13 protein-coding genes are annotated in these 15,168 nt (G+C 37.4%); 6 read left to right on the top strand and 7 right to left on the bottom strand.

Annotated features, from left to right (window positions below; genetic code table 11):
- Window positions 1-48: 48 nt before the first annotated feature.
- The gene (locus tag OK18_RS03450) at window positions 49-2,004 is read left to right on the top strand and encodes a M4 family metallopeptidase (RefSeq protein ID WP_053327089.1); all 1,956 of its coding nucleotides are present in this window, start codon (window positions 49-51) and stop codon (window positions 2,002-2,004) included.
- 76 nt (window positions 2,005-2,080) lie between these two features.
- Here the strand turns inward: OK18_RS03450 and hemH are convergent, their stop codons facing one another.
- Genes hemH through OK18_RS03435 form a run of 3 tightly spaced genes read right to left on the bottom strand, consistent with a single transcriptional unit; the run spans window position 2,081 to window position 4,540 of the window.
- On the bottom strand, window positions 2,081-3,109 hold the full coding sequence (gene hemH / locus OK18_RS03445) for a ferrochelatase (RefSeq protein WP_050019833.1): 1,029 nt from the start codon (window positions 3,107-3,109) through the stop codon (window positions 2,081-2,083).
- Between the two features lie 15 nt (window positions 3,110-3,124).
- Complete coding sequence (locus tag OK18_RS03440) at window positions 3,125-3,652, bottom strand: NADPH-dependent FMN reductase (RefSeq protein ID WP_050019834.1); 528 nt, start codon at window positions 3,650-3,652, stop codon at window positions 3,125-3,127.
- 9 nt (window positions 3,653-3,661) lie between these two features.
- Window positions 3,662-4,540 carry a NifU family protein gene (locus OK18_RS03435; RefSeq protein ID WP_050019835.1) on the bottom strand — a complete coding sequence of 293 codons (879 nt, stop codon included), beginning with the start codon at window positions 4,538-4,540 and terminating at the stop codon, window positions 3,662-3,664.
- A gap of 166 nt (window positions 4,541-4,706) precedes the next feature.
- Here OK18_RS03435 and OK18_RS03430 point away from each other — a divergent pair, with 166 nt between their 5' ends.
- Window positions 4,707-5,243 carry a gamma carbonic anhydrase family protein gene (locus OK18_RS03430; protein ID WP_053327088.1) on the top strand — a complete coding sequence of 179 codons (537 nt, stop codon included), beginning with the start codon at window positions 4,707-4,709 and terminating at the stop codon, window positions 5,241-5,243.
- An 82-nt stretch (window positions 5,244-5,325) separates the two neighbouring features.
- Here the strand turns inward: OK18_RS03430 and OK18_RS03425 are convergent, their stop codons facing one another.
- Window positions 5,326-5,811 (bottom strand): hypothetical protein, encoded by a 486-nt coding sequence (locus OK18_RS03425; protein WP_053327087.1) that lies wholly within the window; start codon window positions 5,809-5,811, stop codon window positions 5,326-5,328.
- A gap of 83 nt (window positions 5,812-5,894) precedes the next feature.
- Between OK18_RS03425 and OK18_RS03420 the strand changes: the two genes are divergently transcribed.
- Window positions 5,895-8,021, top strand: a complete 2,127-nt coding sequence (locus tag OK18_RS03420) for a helix-turn-helix domain-containing protein (RefSeq protein WP_050019838.1) — start codon at window positions 5,895-5,897, stop codon at window positions 8,019-8,021.
- Between the two features lie 26 nt (window positions 8,022-8,047).
- Here OK18_RS03420 and OK18_RS03415 read toward each other — a convergent pair whose 3' ends face one another.
- Window positions 8,048-8,866, bottom strand: coding sequence for a M12 family metallopeptidase (locus tag OK18_RS03415; protein WP_053327086.1), 819 nt, complete (start codon window positions 8,864-8,866; stop codon window positions 8,048-8,050).
- 262 nt (window positions 8,867-9,128) lie between these two features.
- Here OK18_RS03415 and OK18_RS03410 point away from each other — a divergent pair, with 262 nt between their 5' ends.
- The 3 genes from OK18_RS03410 to OK18_RS03400 all read left to right on the top strand — a co-directional run bounded on the left by OK18_RS03410 (window position 9,129) and on the right by OK18_RS03400 (window position 12,003).
- Window positions 9,129-10,133, top strand: coding sequence for an LLM class flavin-dependent oxidoreductase (locus OK18_RS03410; protein WP_082129124.1), 1,005 nt, complete (start codon window positions 9,129-9,131; stop codon window positions 10,131-10,133).
- A gap of 69 nt (window positions 10,134-10,202) precedes the next feature.
- Window positions 10,203-11,324 carry a 3,4-dihydroxy-2-butanone-4-phosphate synthase gene (ribB, locus tag OK18_RS03405; protein ID WP_050019840.1) on the top strand — a complete coding sequence of 374 codons (1,122 nt, stop codon included), beginning with the start codon at window positions 10,203-10,205 and terminating at the stop codon, window positions 11,322-11,324.
- A 100-nt stretch (window positions 11,325-11,424) separates the two neighbouring features.
- Window positions 11,425-12,003, top strand: coding sequence for a Crp/Fnr family transcriptional regulator (locus tag OK18_RS03400; RefSeq protein ID WP_050019841.1), 579 nt, complete (start codon window positions 11,425-11,427; stop codon window positions 12,001-12,003).
- 83 nt (window positions 12,004-12,086) lie between these two features.
- Here OK18_RS03400 and fmt read toward each other — a convergent pair whose 3' ends face one another.
- Together fmt and OK18_RS03390 are read right to left on the bottom strand one after the other, a co-directional pair.
- Complete coding sequence (gene fmt, locus OK18_RS03395) at window positions 12,087-13,031, bottom strand: methionyl-tRNA formyltransferase (RefSeq protein ID WP_053327085.1); 945 nt, start codon at window positions 13,029-13,031, stop codon at window positions 12,087-12,089.
- A 170-nt stretch (window positions 13,032-13,201) separates the two neighbouring features.
- Window positions 13,202-15,109 (bottom strand): RecQ family ATP-dependent DNA helicase, encoded by a 1,908-nt coding sequence (locus OK18_RS03390; protein WP_053327084.1) that lies wholly within the window; start codon window positions 15,107-15,109, stop codon window positions 13,202-13,204.
- Window positions 15,110-15,168 lie beyond the last annotated feature (59 nt).

Genomic DNA, 15,168 nt, shown 5'->3' with positions numbered 1-15,168 from the left:
TCATTGTGGAAAATTTATAAATTCGTTATAATAATTAACAGGTATTTTATGAAAACAAAATTTATTTTACTAGCTGGTATTGCTGTCAGCTCTTTTGTCTTTGGGCAAGACAGACCATCCAAACTGATTCCGGGTAAAAGCGGATTACATTCAGATTTTATGAGATTCGATAAAAACGGTCCTGTTTTTCAGGGAAGTCCGGTTTTATTTGATGAGGGTTCTCAGAGACTTTCTCCCGGGCAAGCCCGTAAATTGGGGACAGAAAAAGATAAATTAGGCTTTGAGACGCATCGATTTCAGCAAACTGTTAACGGCATTCCTGTAGAATATGGAATGATGGCGGTACAGACGAAAGGAGGGAAAATCGTAGGACAATCGGGTAAATGGATCCTCAATACTCCTAAAGCTGTAGAGAAAGCAGCCAATATTTCTGAAGATATAGCATTACAAAATGCCTTATCATTTGTAGGAGCAGAAGCTTATAAATGGCAAAATAAAACGGAAGAAGATTTTATTAAAAGAGAAGCAGGCAACTCTGATGCTACTTTTGCTCCCAAAGGAGAATTAGTATATTATTCAGATCCTTCAGATGAGAATATGGCCGATTTAAAGCTGGCTTATAAATTTGACATCTATGCAGAAAAACCATTAAGCAGACAATACGTTTTTGTAGATGCTAAAAATGGGAAAGTATTGGGAACAGACGCTATTATTCATGAAGTAAATACACCGGGAACAGCAACAACAGTGTATAGCGGCAGCAGAAGTATTATAACAGATTCATATAACGGAAGTTACAGGTTAAGAGAAACCGGAAGAAACGGCGGAACAGCAGTCGAAACTTATAATATGAAGAAAGGGACCAATTTTGCAAATGCAGTAGATTTCACAGATGCAGACAATAATTGGAACAATATAAATACCAATAAAGACGAATATGCTACCGATGCCCATTGGGGTGCTGAAATGACATTGGATTATTACTATACAAAATATGGCAGAAAGAGTATTGATAATAATAATTTTGCCATCAAGTCATATGTTCATTATTCAACCAATTTATTCAATGCCTATTGGGATGGATCAAGAATGTTGTATGGTGACGGAAGTTCTACAACCAATGGTGGTAAACCGTTAACAGCTATTGATGTTTGTGGGCATGAAATTACTCATGGGATGACTTCCAAAACGGCCAATCTTGCTTATCAGAGAGAATCAGGAGCGTTAAATGAAGGTTTTTCTGATATTTTTGGAAACACTATTGAACGCTGGGCAAGACCTGCCAAAGCAAGCTGGACAATAGGAGAAGACTTCAATTACGTGATCCGGGATATGTCTAATCCTAATGCTTACAGACAGCCTGATACCTATATGGGAACCTATTGGAAAACAGCAACCACTTCTGGTTGTTCCTTTCCAAGTCAAACTAACGATTATTGTGGTGTTCATACCAATTCCGGAGTGCTTAACTTCTGGTATTACCTTCTGGTAACAGGAGGATCAGGTACCAACGATAAAGGCTTTGCCTATAATGTGTCGGGAATCGGGCTCGACAAAGCAGCAGCTATTGCTTATAGAACCCTGACTACTTATCTTACTTCTTCTTCTACTTACGCCAATACAAGAACTTATTCTCTTCAGGCAGCAGCAGATCTGTATGGAGCAGGAAGTAATGAAGTGACTCAGGTTACAAACGCCTGGAATGCGGTAGGTGTTGGTGGAGGTACTTCACCGGCAGGAAAAACTGCAATTGCAGCAGATGCTCCGCTTTATACTATCAGTCCAAACCCGGCAACGGATAGATTTACAGTAGCATTTGAAGGGAAATCCGGAAAAGGAACTGTGGAATTAATCGGGTTAACGGGAAAAAGAGAGGTTTCTGAAAAAGTCAATATTGCTGACGGAATTAATAAACTGGAAATACAACTTCCATCAAATATTCTTCCTGGAGTATATGTTGTAATGGTAAATGGACAGAAAGCAGGAAACTTAATCAAAAAGTAAATTACTGTATTCTCTAATAGAAAGGCCACACGATACTGTAGTATTTGTGGCCTTTTTTATTTTTATATGGGATGGTTTACACCAGGTAAAAGTCGTTTAGTTTTTCTTCGCAAAGTGTTTTTACCACTTCAATCCATCGGTCTTCATCATTCAGACAGGGAATGTAATGGAAATTCTCACCGCCACCGTGCAGGAACTGTTCTTTACCTTCTACAGAGATTTCCTCCAGTGTTTCCAGGCAGTCTGAAACAAATGCCGGGCAGACTATGGCCAGGTTTTTTATTCCTTTTTTACCAATTGTTTCCAGTGTTTCATCTGTATAAGGTTCAATCCACTTATCTTTTCCTAATCTTGACTGGAAAGAAACGATGGTTTTTTCTTTAGGTAAATTCAGTTTTTCAATGACAAGTTGTGTTGTTTTATAACATTGGTGACGGTAGCAAAACTGATGACTTGGATTCTCATCTCTGGAACAGCAATCGTTAAGATTACAGGTTTTGGTAGGATCTGTTTTATAAATATGTCTCTCCGGAACCCCATGATAAGAAAACTGCAGCGCATCAAAATTTTCCGGAAGCTTTTCCTTAATACTTTCTGCCAGACAATTGATATAAATATCCCTGTTGTAAAAAGGCTGAATATAATTGATCTTAACCTGTGGAAATTTCTTTTTCCTTACTTCTTCTGCTTTTTCAATAACGGTTTCCGTTGTACTCATGGCATATTGAGGATACAATGGAAAAAGAACGATTTCGGAAACTCCCTGATCTACCAGTTTCTGAATACCGGTTTCAATACTTGGTTCAGCATATCTCATCCCTATTTCTACAGGGACATCCACCAGTTTTTGAAGCTTTTTCTGAATTTTTTCAGTAATGACAATTAAGGGAGAGCCTTCTTCCGTCCATACCGTTTTATAGGCTTCGGCAGATTGGGCAGGTCTTGTTTTTAAGATAATTCCCCGAACCAGAAGTGCACGGAAAATCCAACGGTAATCAATTACCCTTTCGTCCATTAAAAATTCGTCAAGATATTCTTTTACATCATTTACAGCCGTGGATCTTGGAGAGCCAAGATTGACCAGTAAAATTCCTTTTTTATTCAATATTTTTATTTTTAATTATGAAACGGATTCTGAAAAATCCGTTACCAATTGCAGTACTTTAGCAAAGGTATTGTTTTCAACTGAGCCATCAGGCTTTATTTTACCTTTTATCCCTTTTATCAAAAGCTGATGTTTGTCATTTATTTTTGCTCCCAACGTTGTTAAAAGCAATAATAACTCTTCATGCCCCTTCTCTCCACTGGCCGAACCCGTAATACATGCAACAGGTTTATCTGTAAAGACATTTGTGGAAACACACCACTCCAATACATTCTTTAATCTGCTCGGAATACTGAAAATATATTCCGGTGTAGAAAATATGACTCCCGCTGAATGTTGGATATCCTCTCTGATTTTCACTATCTCTTTGGGGATATTGACATCAGTGCATGAAGTATCAAAATGCGGAAAAGCAGACAGGTCATCATACATCTGGAAATGAATACCCGGATTTTTTTCCAACACCTGCTCCATAAGCTTCTGATTGCTGGAATTCTTTGTTGCACTTCCAATGATAACCAGGATCTTTCCGGGAGAATTCATAAAAATGTATTATCCGTTGACTGCCTCAACTCTTTCTACTAAATCCGGAACGAATTGTTTTAAAATATTCTCAATTCCGTTTTTCAGAGTCGCTGTAGAGCTCGGGCATCCTGAACAGGCTCCCTGTAAAAGCATTTTCGCAGTTTTGCTCGCTTCATCATATTCCATTAAGGAAATCTTTCCTCCGTCATTTTCTACTGCAGGAGCTACGTATTCATTTAAAATATCGGAAATTTTCTGTTCATCCTCAGTATAATCTCTGTTAATGATTTTTTCAACAGGACTTTCATGTTTCTGAGGCTCAAGGTTGGATATTGTGCCTCCGTTTTGAAGGTAATCAGCAATAAGAGAACGAACTGTCATCATTACCTGATGCCACTCCACGGAATTGTCTCTGGTAACCGCTACAAAGTTATCGGAAATGAAAACTTCCGTTGCGAAATCAAACTCATTGAAAATAGCTTGCGCCAAAGGAACTTCTTCCGCAGCATCCCTCGATTTCACTTCTACAAAACCATCTATCAGTAATTTGTTTGAAACAAACTTCATGACATTAGGATTCGGAGTCATTTCAGCATAAATCTGATACATTTCTTTTTTCTTCTGAAGATAAATTCTTGGATTTGCCAACAATTCATCTTCAATCACATTCTTCAGGCTTTCAGCTACATGTTCCCATTCGATGGTATCCTGTTTGGCTACTGCTACAAAATTGGCAGTAATGAAAATCCTTTCTACAAAAGGATAATTGAAAAGTTCCTGAGCTAAAGGAATTTCTGAGATATCTGAATTTCTGTCCAACTCCAAAGAACCCGGAATGAGATTATAATCAGCAACAAATTTCATTACTTTCGGGTTTTCGGTTGGTTCTATAAGTACGGTACGCATTTTTTCGTTAAATTTGAGATACAAAAATACGCATTAGAAGTTAGAAGCTGAAAATTGGGAGTTAGATTTTTGCTATCACTATAATTTAGAAGGTAGATATTGGAAATACAGTCTAGCAATTCACAATTTTCAAATTAGCTTAGTTTCAAATTTTCAAATTAAAATTATGGCACTTGTAAAAGAACTTTTAGGAAAAATACCTCAGATCGGGGAAAACACATTTTTAGCTGAGACGGCTACAATTATCGGAGATGTTACCATGGGAAAAGACTGCAGTGTTTGGTATAATGCTGTGATCAGAGGAGATGTTCATTACATCAAAATGGGTGATAAAGTAAATGTTCAGGATAATGCAATGCTTCACTGTACCTATCAGAAACATCCTTTAAATATCGGGAATAATGTTTCCATAGGACATAATGCCATTGTTCATGGATGTACAATTCATGATAATGTACTGATCGGGATGGGAGCTATCGTAATGGATGACTGTCTGGTAGAAGAAAATTCTATTGTAGGAGCCGGCTCTGTAGTGACTCAGGGGACTCATATCAAATCCGGGGAAGTATGGGGAGGCGTTCCGGCCAAAAAGATTAAAGATATTAACGCTCAGTTACTGGAAGGAGAAGTTAACCGGATTGCGGATAACTATGTAAAATATTCCTCATGGTACAAAGAAAATGCGAAGAATTACGAATTGTAATTGCTGGACAAGCCAATGTTGTCTACGGAATATCAATATAAAAAAAGCTCCATCGGAAGATGGAGCTCTGTATATCAAGTCTTTATTGATTTGATATAGAACCTTTGCTGTTTTTTTCGTCACCGTCCGGAGTTATCATCCGTATTTTTTCCTTCACACATTTAAGGGAAGTCGGAACCGGAACCACCGTACAGTCAGACGTGATATTATATTTTTCATTAAAAATTCTTACCCTGTCCGTATAGTCGTTAATTCTTGGCAGAATAGAATTCTCTATCTTTTTAGGATAGGCAATATATTGCTGAGGTCCGCCACAGGACTTTACCCCCATCGCTACAAATACCCAGTCGGAGGCGTCTGTACATTTTTCGCCTGAAGCTTCAGATTCTATAGATGCCTTTAGTTTATCGAGCTGTGCCTGATCATATTTCTGACTGTCTTCATCTGCAGGACGATCTGCGATATCTACAGGAAGATTGGTATTAAGATTTTTTGAAGTATTACAAGAAACAAGAATAAGTGTAGAACACAATACTACTGCCGGAATATGAAGTAAAATTTTTTTCACAATAAGTTTTTTTCTTTTTAAGAATTTTCAAAACTTATGCCAAGGTAAGAATTTCAAATTCATTTTCCGTATTTTTGAGGACGATGAATAATCATTTTTTTGACTTAATAGAGTACACCAACAGAAGTGTTTTCCTGACCGGAAAAGCCGGAACAGGAAAAACCACCTTTCTTAATGATTTTGTAAGGCGGACAAGAAAAAAACATATTGTTATAGCTCCTACGGGAATTGCAGCTATCAATGCGGGAGGGGTTACCATCCATTCCATGTTTGGTTTGCCCTTAAGAACCTTCCTGCCCACTACGGAAAGAATAGATACCAGTTTGGCCAATAATATTGCCGACCTGATGCCTCATTTCAAATACAGAAAAGACAAGCTTAAACTTTTGCGGGAAGTTGAGATTATCATTATTGATGAGGTTTCTATGCTGAGAGCAGACGTACTGGACATGATGGATTTCTCCTTACGTTTTATCAGAAGAAACAATCAGAGGTTTGGTGGGGTACAGATGCTGTTTATCGGGGATTTATATCAGCTTCCTCCGGTAGTAAGGGATGAACATGTTTTAAAAATGTATTATGACTCACCCTTCTTTTTCGATAGCCATGCCATTAAAGAAATTCCTTTGGTTACTATTGAATTAACCAAGGTTTACCGGCAATCTGACCAGGAATTCCTTAAAGTTTTAAATGCTATCCGGGACGGAGATACAGACAATATAGATTTTGATCATCTTAATGAAAGGTATGACCCGGATTTTGATATGGGCAAAGAATCTTATGTATATCTGTGTTCTCACAATAAAATGGCAGATGAAATCAACCAGGAAAAACTGGCAGAAATAAAAGCAGATGCCAGGACATATGAAGCAAAACTTGTAGGAGATTTTAAAGAAAACCAGTTTCCTAACGACCAGTTTTTAGAGCTGAAGGTAGGAGCGCAGATCATGTTTATCAGAAACGATGTTTCCGGAGAAAAAAAATATTTTAACGGAAAGCTTGGTGAAATTATTAGCCTGGATGAAGATGAGATACGTGTTGTTCTGGACGGCAGCGAAATGGAAATTACAGTAAAAAGGGAAACCTGGGAACAGAAAAAATATTTCCTGGACACTGAAAAAAACATTAAAGAAGAGGTTCTGGGAAGTTTTGAACAGTTTCCCATTAAACTAGCCTGGGCTGTTACCATTCACAAAAGCCAGGGATTAACATTTGATAAAGTGATTATCGATGCGGGTAAAAGCTTTACTGCCGGTCAGGTGTATGTTGCTTTATCGCGTTGCAGAACATTGGAAGGAATTGTTTTAAAATCAAAAATTACTCCGGAAGTCATTTTTAAAGATAACAGGATTCTTCATTTTCATACCGGCACCGTTGCCAATGATCATGTCGAGGAAATCCTGAATAGAGAAAAGTATGATTATAGTATCAGGAAAGTGCTTAGGACACTGGATTGCTTATGGTTTCTAAAAGAAGTTGAAAACTGGAATAACCTGTCAATTGTTACAAAAAATATCGACCACGTTAAAACCAACCAGTTGTATCTTCAGTTGAAGCATGAAGCAGTAACCCTCGGAAAGATTTTTGAAAAACTGGAAAGGATTATTTTCCAAAAGGTAAATAATTTTATCGGTGAAAAAGAGGAGTGGTCCGAAATAGAAAATAAAACAAAAGGTGCCGTTAATTTTTTCTTTACTGAAACCAGAAACAAGATTTTCGATCCTTTAAAAGATTTTTATGCTGAGATCAAAGGAGCTAAAGGATTGAAACAGTACAATGAAGAACTCAGAGACTGGCTTGAAGATATTGAAGAATACCTTAACAGTCTGAAAGAAATTCATTTGCTGGATACTAAACTGCTGGATGAAAAGAACGATAAAGAAGTCAGTCTCAAAATTGCTAAAGTTCCTTCACAGGTTTTAACCTTCCAATTATTTGAACAAGGAAAAACCATTGGTGAAATTGCTTTGGAAAGAGGGCTGGTAAAGGAAACGGTCATCGGACACCTTGCAAAATTTGCAGAACAGGGATTGCTGGATATTTCAAGAGTGATTACTTCGGATAAAATAAAAGCCTTTGAAACGGAGTTTTACAAGAAATCACACGAGACCTTAACGGAATGGAAAAATGCACTTCCCAGTCATTTTGAATTTAATGAAATCAGGATTCTTTTGAATCATTACAACTATAAAAAGGGGAAGAATTCATAAGAATTCTTCCCCTTTTTTGAAGTATATTAAGGGTACATTGCATTGATGGTATTGATATCACCGGTCGTGAAGCCTGTTCTGGTATAGGTAAAACTACTGCCATTGGCCCTGGTTATGGTAGGCTGTCCGTTTCTGGAATAAGAAGTTGGCCAGTACATCATCACCGAATTGATATTAAAAGGGCCAATATCCACTCCTGAAGTATACTTATCAAAGTTGTAGCTTTGTCCGCTTTGAATATTATCCCATAGGATCCGGACATACTGATCCCTGTCCTGACGGGTATGCTCATGATAAAGCCCTACGGTATGTCCCATCTCATGAATGACTGATCCTACAGAAATATACTGGTCCAATGAAATGGTTTGTACACCACCTCTGTATCCTATATGAGCCCACCCGTCTGATCCTGTCTGGCTTCCGAAAATAAACTGTACATAATTGCTCTGGTTAGTGCGGGCAATCCATTTGGTATTGGTATAAGAGTTATATTGATTGATCGCATTAATAATTTTGTCTCTGTTAATGGAGCCCATATTGCTGGCAATGGTATAGTAAATATTTCCTGAAGGCCACCGGGAGTAGCTTGCCCCGCCTTTTTTTTGAGGACCATCCAGCTGTTCATCAGTTAATACAATATCACCCTGGAAGAAGTTTTTGCCGTCTTTTCTGACATAGGTAATTGGCTGGCCGTTTAATTGCCCTTTTCTAATCTCTTCTTTTTGCGTCTGAACAGTGTTGATAACCGGATCATCATTGTTTTTATCACACGAGGATAAAAAGGCTACAGCCATATAACCCATGAAGATTATTGGGGAAATCAGTACTTTTGGTTTTGTTTTCATGATATTATTTTAAGATTTGTTGTTGAATACGAATGTAGTGATTAATTCCCTTATAAATGATTTATAGAGGTTGTTTATTTTTTATTTCTTTTACATTTGAATCCAACATACATCTGAGATAAGGTGCTGCCATAGTAAATATCATCATTTCTTAATAGTTTTTCTCTGAACTCATTCATCAATCCTATCAATTACAAAAAGTAACTAATGCGGTTTTTATATTTTAAATTTGCTTGGTTTTTCAAACCTAAAAAATAAGATTATGAAAAATTTTGAAATATCGGTTTTGGATCTGGCTCCCGTAAAGCAAGGGAAAAGTATCCACGATACGTTTCAGGACAGTTTATCTTTAGCAAACCATACTGAAAATTTACATTATAAAAGATTCTGGCTGGCAGAGCATCACAATATGGAAAGCATTGCCAGTTCTGCCACTTCAGTTTTAATTGGTTTTATAGCCAATGGAACCCAAAAAATAAGAGTAGGCTCCGGAGGGGTTATGCTGCCCAATCACAGTTCTCTGATCATTGCCGAACAATTTGGAACACTGGAGTCCCTGTTTCCCGGAAGAATTGACCTTGGATTGGGAAGAGCGCCCGGAACAGACGGGCTGACGGCCCAGGCGCTGGGAAGAAATCCAGCAACCATCAACGAAAAATTTCCTAGACAGATTCTTGAGCTTCAGCGGTACTTTTCCAAAGAAAATGCTGAATCGATGGTCCGGGCTATTCCTGGAGAAGGCCTGGATATTCCGCTTTACATTCTGGGATCAAGTACGGATAGTGCATGGCTGGCTGCTGAACTCGGTTTACCATACGCCTTTGCAGGACATTTTGCCCCGGAACAGATGGAAATGGCATTTAAGATTTATACTGAGCATTTTGAACCTTCCAAACAGCTGGATAAACCTTATATTATAGCTTGCGTGAATGGAGTGGCAGCAGATACTTCTGAGGAAGCTCATAGAATTTCAACAACCTTATTCCAGGCCTTTATCAATATTGTAAGAAACGACAGGAAGCCTTTTGCCCCGCCGGTAGATGATATGGATGAAATCTGGTCACCTATGGAAAAATCAATGGTGCTGCAAAAGCTGAGATATACTTTCATCGGCGATCAGGCAGAGATTACAGAAAAGCTTAAAGATTTCCAGAAAAGATTCAATGTGGATGAATTAATGATCAATTCACATATTTATGATCATCAGAAAAGGTTAAGATCTTATGAGATTTTCAGAAACTCCGTAAACTCTTTACCCAAAGCGTAATAAACCATTCATATTAATTGGCACATGCTTATTTTTATAAGTATCTTTGCAAAAATTTAAAAAGTAAAAATGTCTGATATTAAATTAAATACTATTCCGGAGGCGATAGAAGACCTTAGAAATGGTAAAATAATCATAGTAGTAGATGATGAAGACAGAGAAAATGAAGGTGACTTTCTTTGTGCTGCAGAGCTGACAACACCTGAAATTATCAACTTTATGGCACTGCATGGGAGAGGCTTAATCTGTATGCCGCTTCCTGAGAAAAGATGCGATGAATTAGGATTAGAAGTAATGGTAAGCCGAAGCAGCGATCCTAAGGAAACAGCATTTACCGTATCTGTAGACCTTCTGGGGAACGGTACTTCTACCGGTATTTCTGCAGGAGACAGGGCAAAAACAATTTTAGCTTTGATGGATGAGAAGTCTAAGCCTACAGATTTCATGAGACCCGGGCATATTTTCCCGCTTCGTGCAAGAAAAGGAGGGGTGCTGAAAAGAGCCGGACATACAGAGGCCGCTATTGACCTGACCCATCTGGCAGGATTGAAGGAAGGAGGAGTGATTTGTGAAATCATGAATGAAGACGGAACCATGTCCCGTTTACCTGAACTTCATGCTTTTGCTCAGAAACATGACATGAAAATTGTTTCCATCGAAGATTTGATCCATTATCAGCTTAAGAAAGGAAACCTTGTGGAAAGACTTGAAGAGAAAAAAGTAAAAACGTACTACGGTGATTTCGACTTTTATGCCTTCAGAGAGACTTCCAATGACCAGATCCATTTTGCTTTAACCAAAGGAACATGGACAGTAGATGAGCCGGTTTTGGTAAGAGTACAGTCGTCCGATTCTTATTTTGATGTATTAACAAGACTGAATAACGGTGAGAAACCTTTATTGGAAAAAGTAACCAATATGGTGAACGAAGCCGGAAAAGGAGCAATTATTTTCATCAACAATGTTTCCAATTCTGAAAATACATTGAGAAAATTACAGCAGTTCCTGAACTATCAGGATGGCCAGGAGCAGCATCCTACTTTAGCTTATAATTATAGAGATTACGGTATAGGCACACAGATTCTGAAGAATTTAGGAATCAACAAGTTTAAGGTAATCACCCAAAACCCTAATATCAAACCTCAGGTTGGGGGATACGATGTGGAGGTTACCGAGATGGTTCAGTTATAAATTTGCTAGTCAGTAGAAGCTCCGTAATGCAGTGAATAATATTGGCAAGAATATAAATAAAGGTTTAGGAGTTTTTCTAAACCTTTTTTATTTTTAAACTATGATTGAGTCCTTAAAAAAGCATATCAGAGAATATGTAGACATTAGCGAAGAAAAACTGGATAAATATTGCAGCGCTTTCAGGCTTCAGAAGATGAAAAAGAAAGACTTCCTTTTAAAAGAAGGTGATATTTGCCAGTTTGAAGGATTTGTGGTGAAAGGTTGTTTTAAAGTATTTCATACTGATCATCATGGAGCGGAACAAATATTATATTTCGGTATAGAAAACTGGTGGGTTTCTGATATAGACAGTTTTATTAATCTGATTCCATCAAAACTCAATATACAGGCAATAGAAGACAGTGAGATTTTTCTTATTCCAAAAGAAAAGAAAGAAAGATTTTATTTTGAAATGCCTGAAGTGGAAAGATTGATGAGGCTCAAGTTTCAAATGTCAATTATTGCTTTACAGCGCAGAATTATTGATAACCTGAGCAAGCCTTCAGAAGAACGTTATCTTGATTTTCTGAAAGAGTATCCTCAAACGGCTCATCGCCTTACCAATATCCAGATTGCTGCATATCTTGGAGTTACCCCTGAATTTATCAGCAGAATCCGCAGAAAAATAGTAAAGAGCTGATGACAGACCGGCTTTCTGCATTTTTAAAATAAAAGTCACAAAGGATTTTGTATCTTTTGTGACCTTTATTTTTATAGTGAATTCTAAAGCGATATTTCATCAAAATTTCTGAAACCATTCAGGAAATCCTTTACAGTCATTCTTTTTTTGCCTTCAAGTTGGAGCTCTTGTGGGAAATAAATACCATCTTCCGTATAGATTTTAAATTCGTTTTTTGAAATATCCAATATTCCGGCTGGTTTCCCATGATTGGCAATTTCAAATTTACCCCCGAATATTTTCAATCCTTTTTCTTCTGCACCGATTTTTAAAGTGGTAAAAGCTGCGGGATAAGGCGACATCCCAAGGATAAACTGATGGATCTTTTTTGAAGGCGCCTGCCAATTGATTTTGGTATCTTCTTTAAAGATTTTGTAGGCATTTTTTGGATGTTCAACCTGTGGCTGAGGTTTTTCTTCGATGGCATTTTCTGCCAGCCCGTCCAAGGTTCTGACAACTAATTTTGAGCCCATTTCCATGAGCCTGTCGTGCAGACTCCCTGCATTTTCATCCGGTAAGATGATAAGCTCTTCCTGCAGGAGAATATTTCCTTCATCTATTTTTTCATTAATAAAAAAAGTGGTTGCGCCTGTTTTCTCTTCTCCGTTGATGATGGCATAGTTGATGGGAGCAGCACCTCTGTAGTCGGGTAGTAAAGAGGCGTGCAGATTAAAGGTTCCCATTTTAGGCATTTCAAAAAGAACTTTAGGCATCATTCTGAATGCCACGACTACAAAAACATCAGCATCTAATTTTCTGAGCTCTTCTAAAAACTCAGGATTCCTTAATTTTTCAGGTTGAAAAACGGGTATATTGTTTTCTGAAGCATAGATCTTTACAGGAGATTGATTTATTTTCTGGCCACGTCCACTCGCTTTATCTGCTACGGTTACAACGCCTACAACATGATGATGCGATTGATGAATAGCCTCCAGGCAAGTTTTGGCAAATTCAGGTGTTCCTAAAAAAACGACTTTCAATGATTTCATGCTACAAAGATAAGTTTTTAGTTAATAGTTAAAAATTAAGAAGAAGGTGGTAAACGGTTTTTATTGTTTCGAATAGCGGGGTATCAGTGATACTTGTTTTGAGCTTATGGTTGATGAGAAATAAGTAAATTTCATCAATCATTCATCAAAGATATCTTCATTGATTACCATTACTCATGGTTAAGCGCATAAGTCCTGAAGTTCAGCATTTTCACCTTCCCGGAATCCAGAAGAAAGATAAGGTTTTCTAAAATATTATTTTTAGAATGGTAGCTCAGTTGTACGGAAAGTTCTTCAATGGTAGAAGGTTTTTTTGCCAGTAAATTGATGATTTGCTGCGAAATATTCTTTCCGAAAATAGATTGTTTATTTTTTTCACATACCGAGCATTGGCCGCAATTTTTAGGATTTTTTTCACCAAAATAAGCGAGGATAAGTTTCATTTTACAATAATCATTGTTTTCTACATAAAACTTCATTTCTTCCCATTTCTGAATTTTATTTCTCTGAATATGTTCAAAGAGTTTCCAGTAAGCATTATTTACGGCTCTTTCGTCACGCGGTTTTAAAAATTTTACACTGGATAATGCACCATCAATATATTCAAGGTAATTTTTTTGCTGAAGCTCTTTCAGACGTTCTTTGATCAAAGGAACGCTTACCTCGGTTTTGTTGCTTACCTGTTGCTCACTGAACATCACCTTATGTGTAGTAATTCCGGATACGGTGCGAAGAAGCAGTTCAATAAAATGAGCATCTTTTCTGGGTAATTGGTCTATTTCATCAGGTTTGATAAGCAATTCCAGAGAAGACAGGCTTTTGTTGTCATTGTAATATATGATTTCCTGGTTATGCAGAAAGTTTAATACATTGTTGATCTTCGCTTTTGAAAGCCTGGTGAAGTTTTGTATTCCTATAGAATGTAATTGAAAGGTTTTTTCAGGCAATTCAAATTCGGCTACCTGAAAAATAGAGTAGAGGTAATTGATAATCTTTAAAAATTCTGCCTTATTAGGAATCTGGTTCTTTAAAATCTGGTCAAAATTCAGAAGTTCCTGTTTGTTCCAAAGCAGAAAGGCAAAACTATCCTTACCATCTCTTCCCGATCTTCCAATTTCCTGATAATAATTTTCAAGAGATGCCGCTGGAGAATAGTGGATAACAAAACGGACATTATCTTTGTCAATACCCATTCCGAAGGCATTTGTGGAAATCAGGACATGACTGTCACTATTGTTCCAGATCGCTTGTCTGGTATTTTTTTCCTTTGTTGTTAAACCTGCATGAAAATAATCTACATTTTTCAATTGATTTTTTTTCAGGAACTCAGCCAATAATTCAGCTTCTTTCCTGGTTCTTACATATACAATCCCGGAATCATTGGTATATTTTAAAATATCAAAGACACGCTGAAACTTGTCAGAAACCTCTTCTGTGAAAATTTTGATATTATCTCTTTTAAAGCTTTTCTGGAATATTGAAGGTTTTTTTAGTTCCAGTTTATTTTTGATTTCTTCAAGGACTTTGGGCGTTGCTGTTGCTGTTAAAGCCAGGCAAGGGATTTCGGGATTGTTTTTTCTGAAATCTTTAATATTCTGGTAGCTTGGCCTGAAATCCTGTCCCCATTCTGAAATACAATGGGCTTCATCAACGGCAATAAACGATAACGGAATATCCTGGATGTTTTGAATAAACTGAGTATTGGTAAGCCTTTCAGGGGAAATGTATAATAATTTCGTAAGACCTTCCTTACAGCGTCCATAAATGGTTTCGGCATCATATTCATCCAGTTCCGAGGAAAGGTATTCCGCTTCTATGCCACGAGATTTAAGCTGATTAACCTGATCTTTCATCAAGGCCAGCAAAGGGGAAATAACGAGGCATGTTCCTTCTTTCAGCAAGGCAGGAAGCTGATAACATAAAGACTTTCCGGCACCAGTAGGAAGTAAAACCAGGGTGTCTTTCTCATTGATAATTGAATTGATAATTTCTTCCTGAGCATCTCTGAAGCCGGTATGGCCCCAGAAATACTTAAGAGTATCATATTTTAGCTTTTGAAAATCCTGCGGAGAAATCATGTTGTAAAAATAAGGAAAGTATGATGACAAAAAAAGTCACGCAGGGCGTGACTTTCATA

It is taken from the genome of Chryseobacterium gallinarum (genome assembly GCF_001021975.1).
GTDB classification, from domain to species: Bacteria; Bacteroidota; Bacteroidia; order Flavobacteriales; family Weeksellaceae; genus Chryseobacterium; species Chryseobacterium gallinarum.
Note: the sequence above shows the minus strand (reverse complement) of the source record. Positions and strands in the feature narration are given on the sequence as shown.

Coding starts and splice junctions, on each gene's coding strand:
- OK18_RS03450 (WP_053327089.1), top strand. CDS start 49: ATGAAAACAAAATTTATTTTACTAGCTGGTATTGCTGTCAGCTCTTTT.
- OK18_RS03440 (WP_050019834.1), bottom strand. CDS start 3,652: ATGAATTCTCCCGGAAAGATCCTGGTTATCATTGGAAGTGCAACAAAG.
- OK18_RS03435 (WP_050019835.1), bottom strand. CDS start 4,540: ATGCGTACCGTACTTATAGAACCAACCGAAAACCCGAAAGTAATGAAA.
- OK18_RS03430 (WP_053327088.1), top strand. CDS start 4,707: ATGGCACTTGTAAAAGAACTTTTAGGAAAAATACCTCAGATCGGGGAA.
- OK18_RS03420 (WP_050019838.1), top strand. CDS start 5,895: ATGAATAATCATTTTTTTGACTTAATAGAGTACACCAACAGAAGTGTT.
- OK18_RS03415 (WP_053327086.1), bottom strand. CDS start 8,866: ATGAAAACAAAACCAAAAGTACTGATTTCCCCAATAATCTTCATGGGT.
- OK18_RS03410 (WP_082129124.1), top strand. CDS start 9,129: ATGAAAAATTTTGAAATATCGGTTTTGGATCTGGCTCCCGTAAAGCAA.
- ribB (WP_050019840.1), top strand. CDS start 10,203: ATGTCTGATATTAAATTAAATACTATTCCGGAGGCGATAGAAGACCTT.
- OK18_RS03400 (WP_050019841.1), top strand. CDS start 11,425: ATGATTGAGTCCTTAAAAAAGCATATCAGAGAATATGTAGACATTAGC.
- fmt (WP_053327085.1), bottom strand. CDS start 13,031: ATGAAATCATTGAAAGTCGTTTTTTTAGGAACACCTGAATTTGCCAAA.
- OK18_RS03390 (WP_053327084.1), bottom strand. CDS start 15,109: ATGATTTCTCCGCAGGATTTTCAAAAGCTAAAATATGATACTCTTAAG.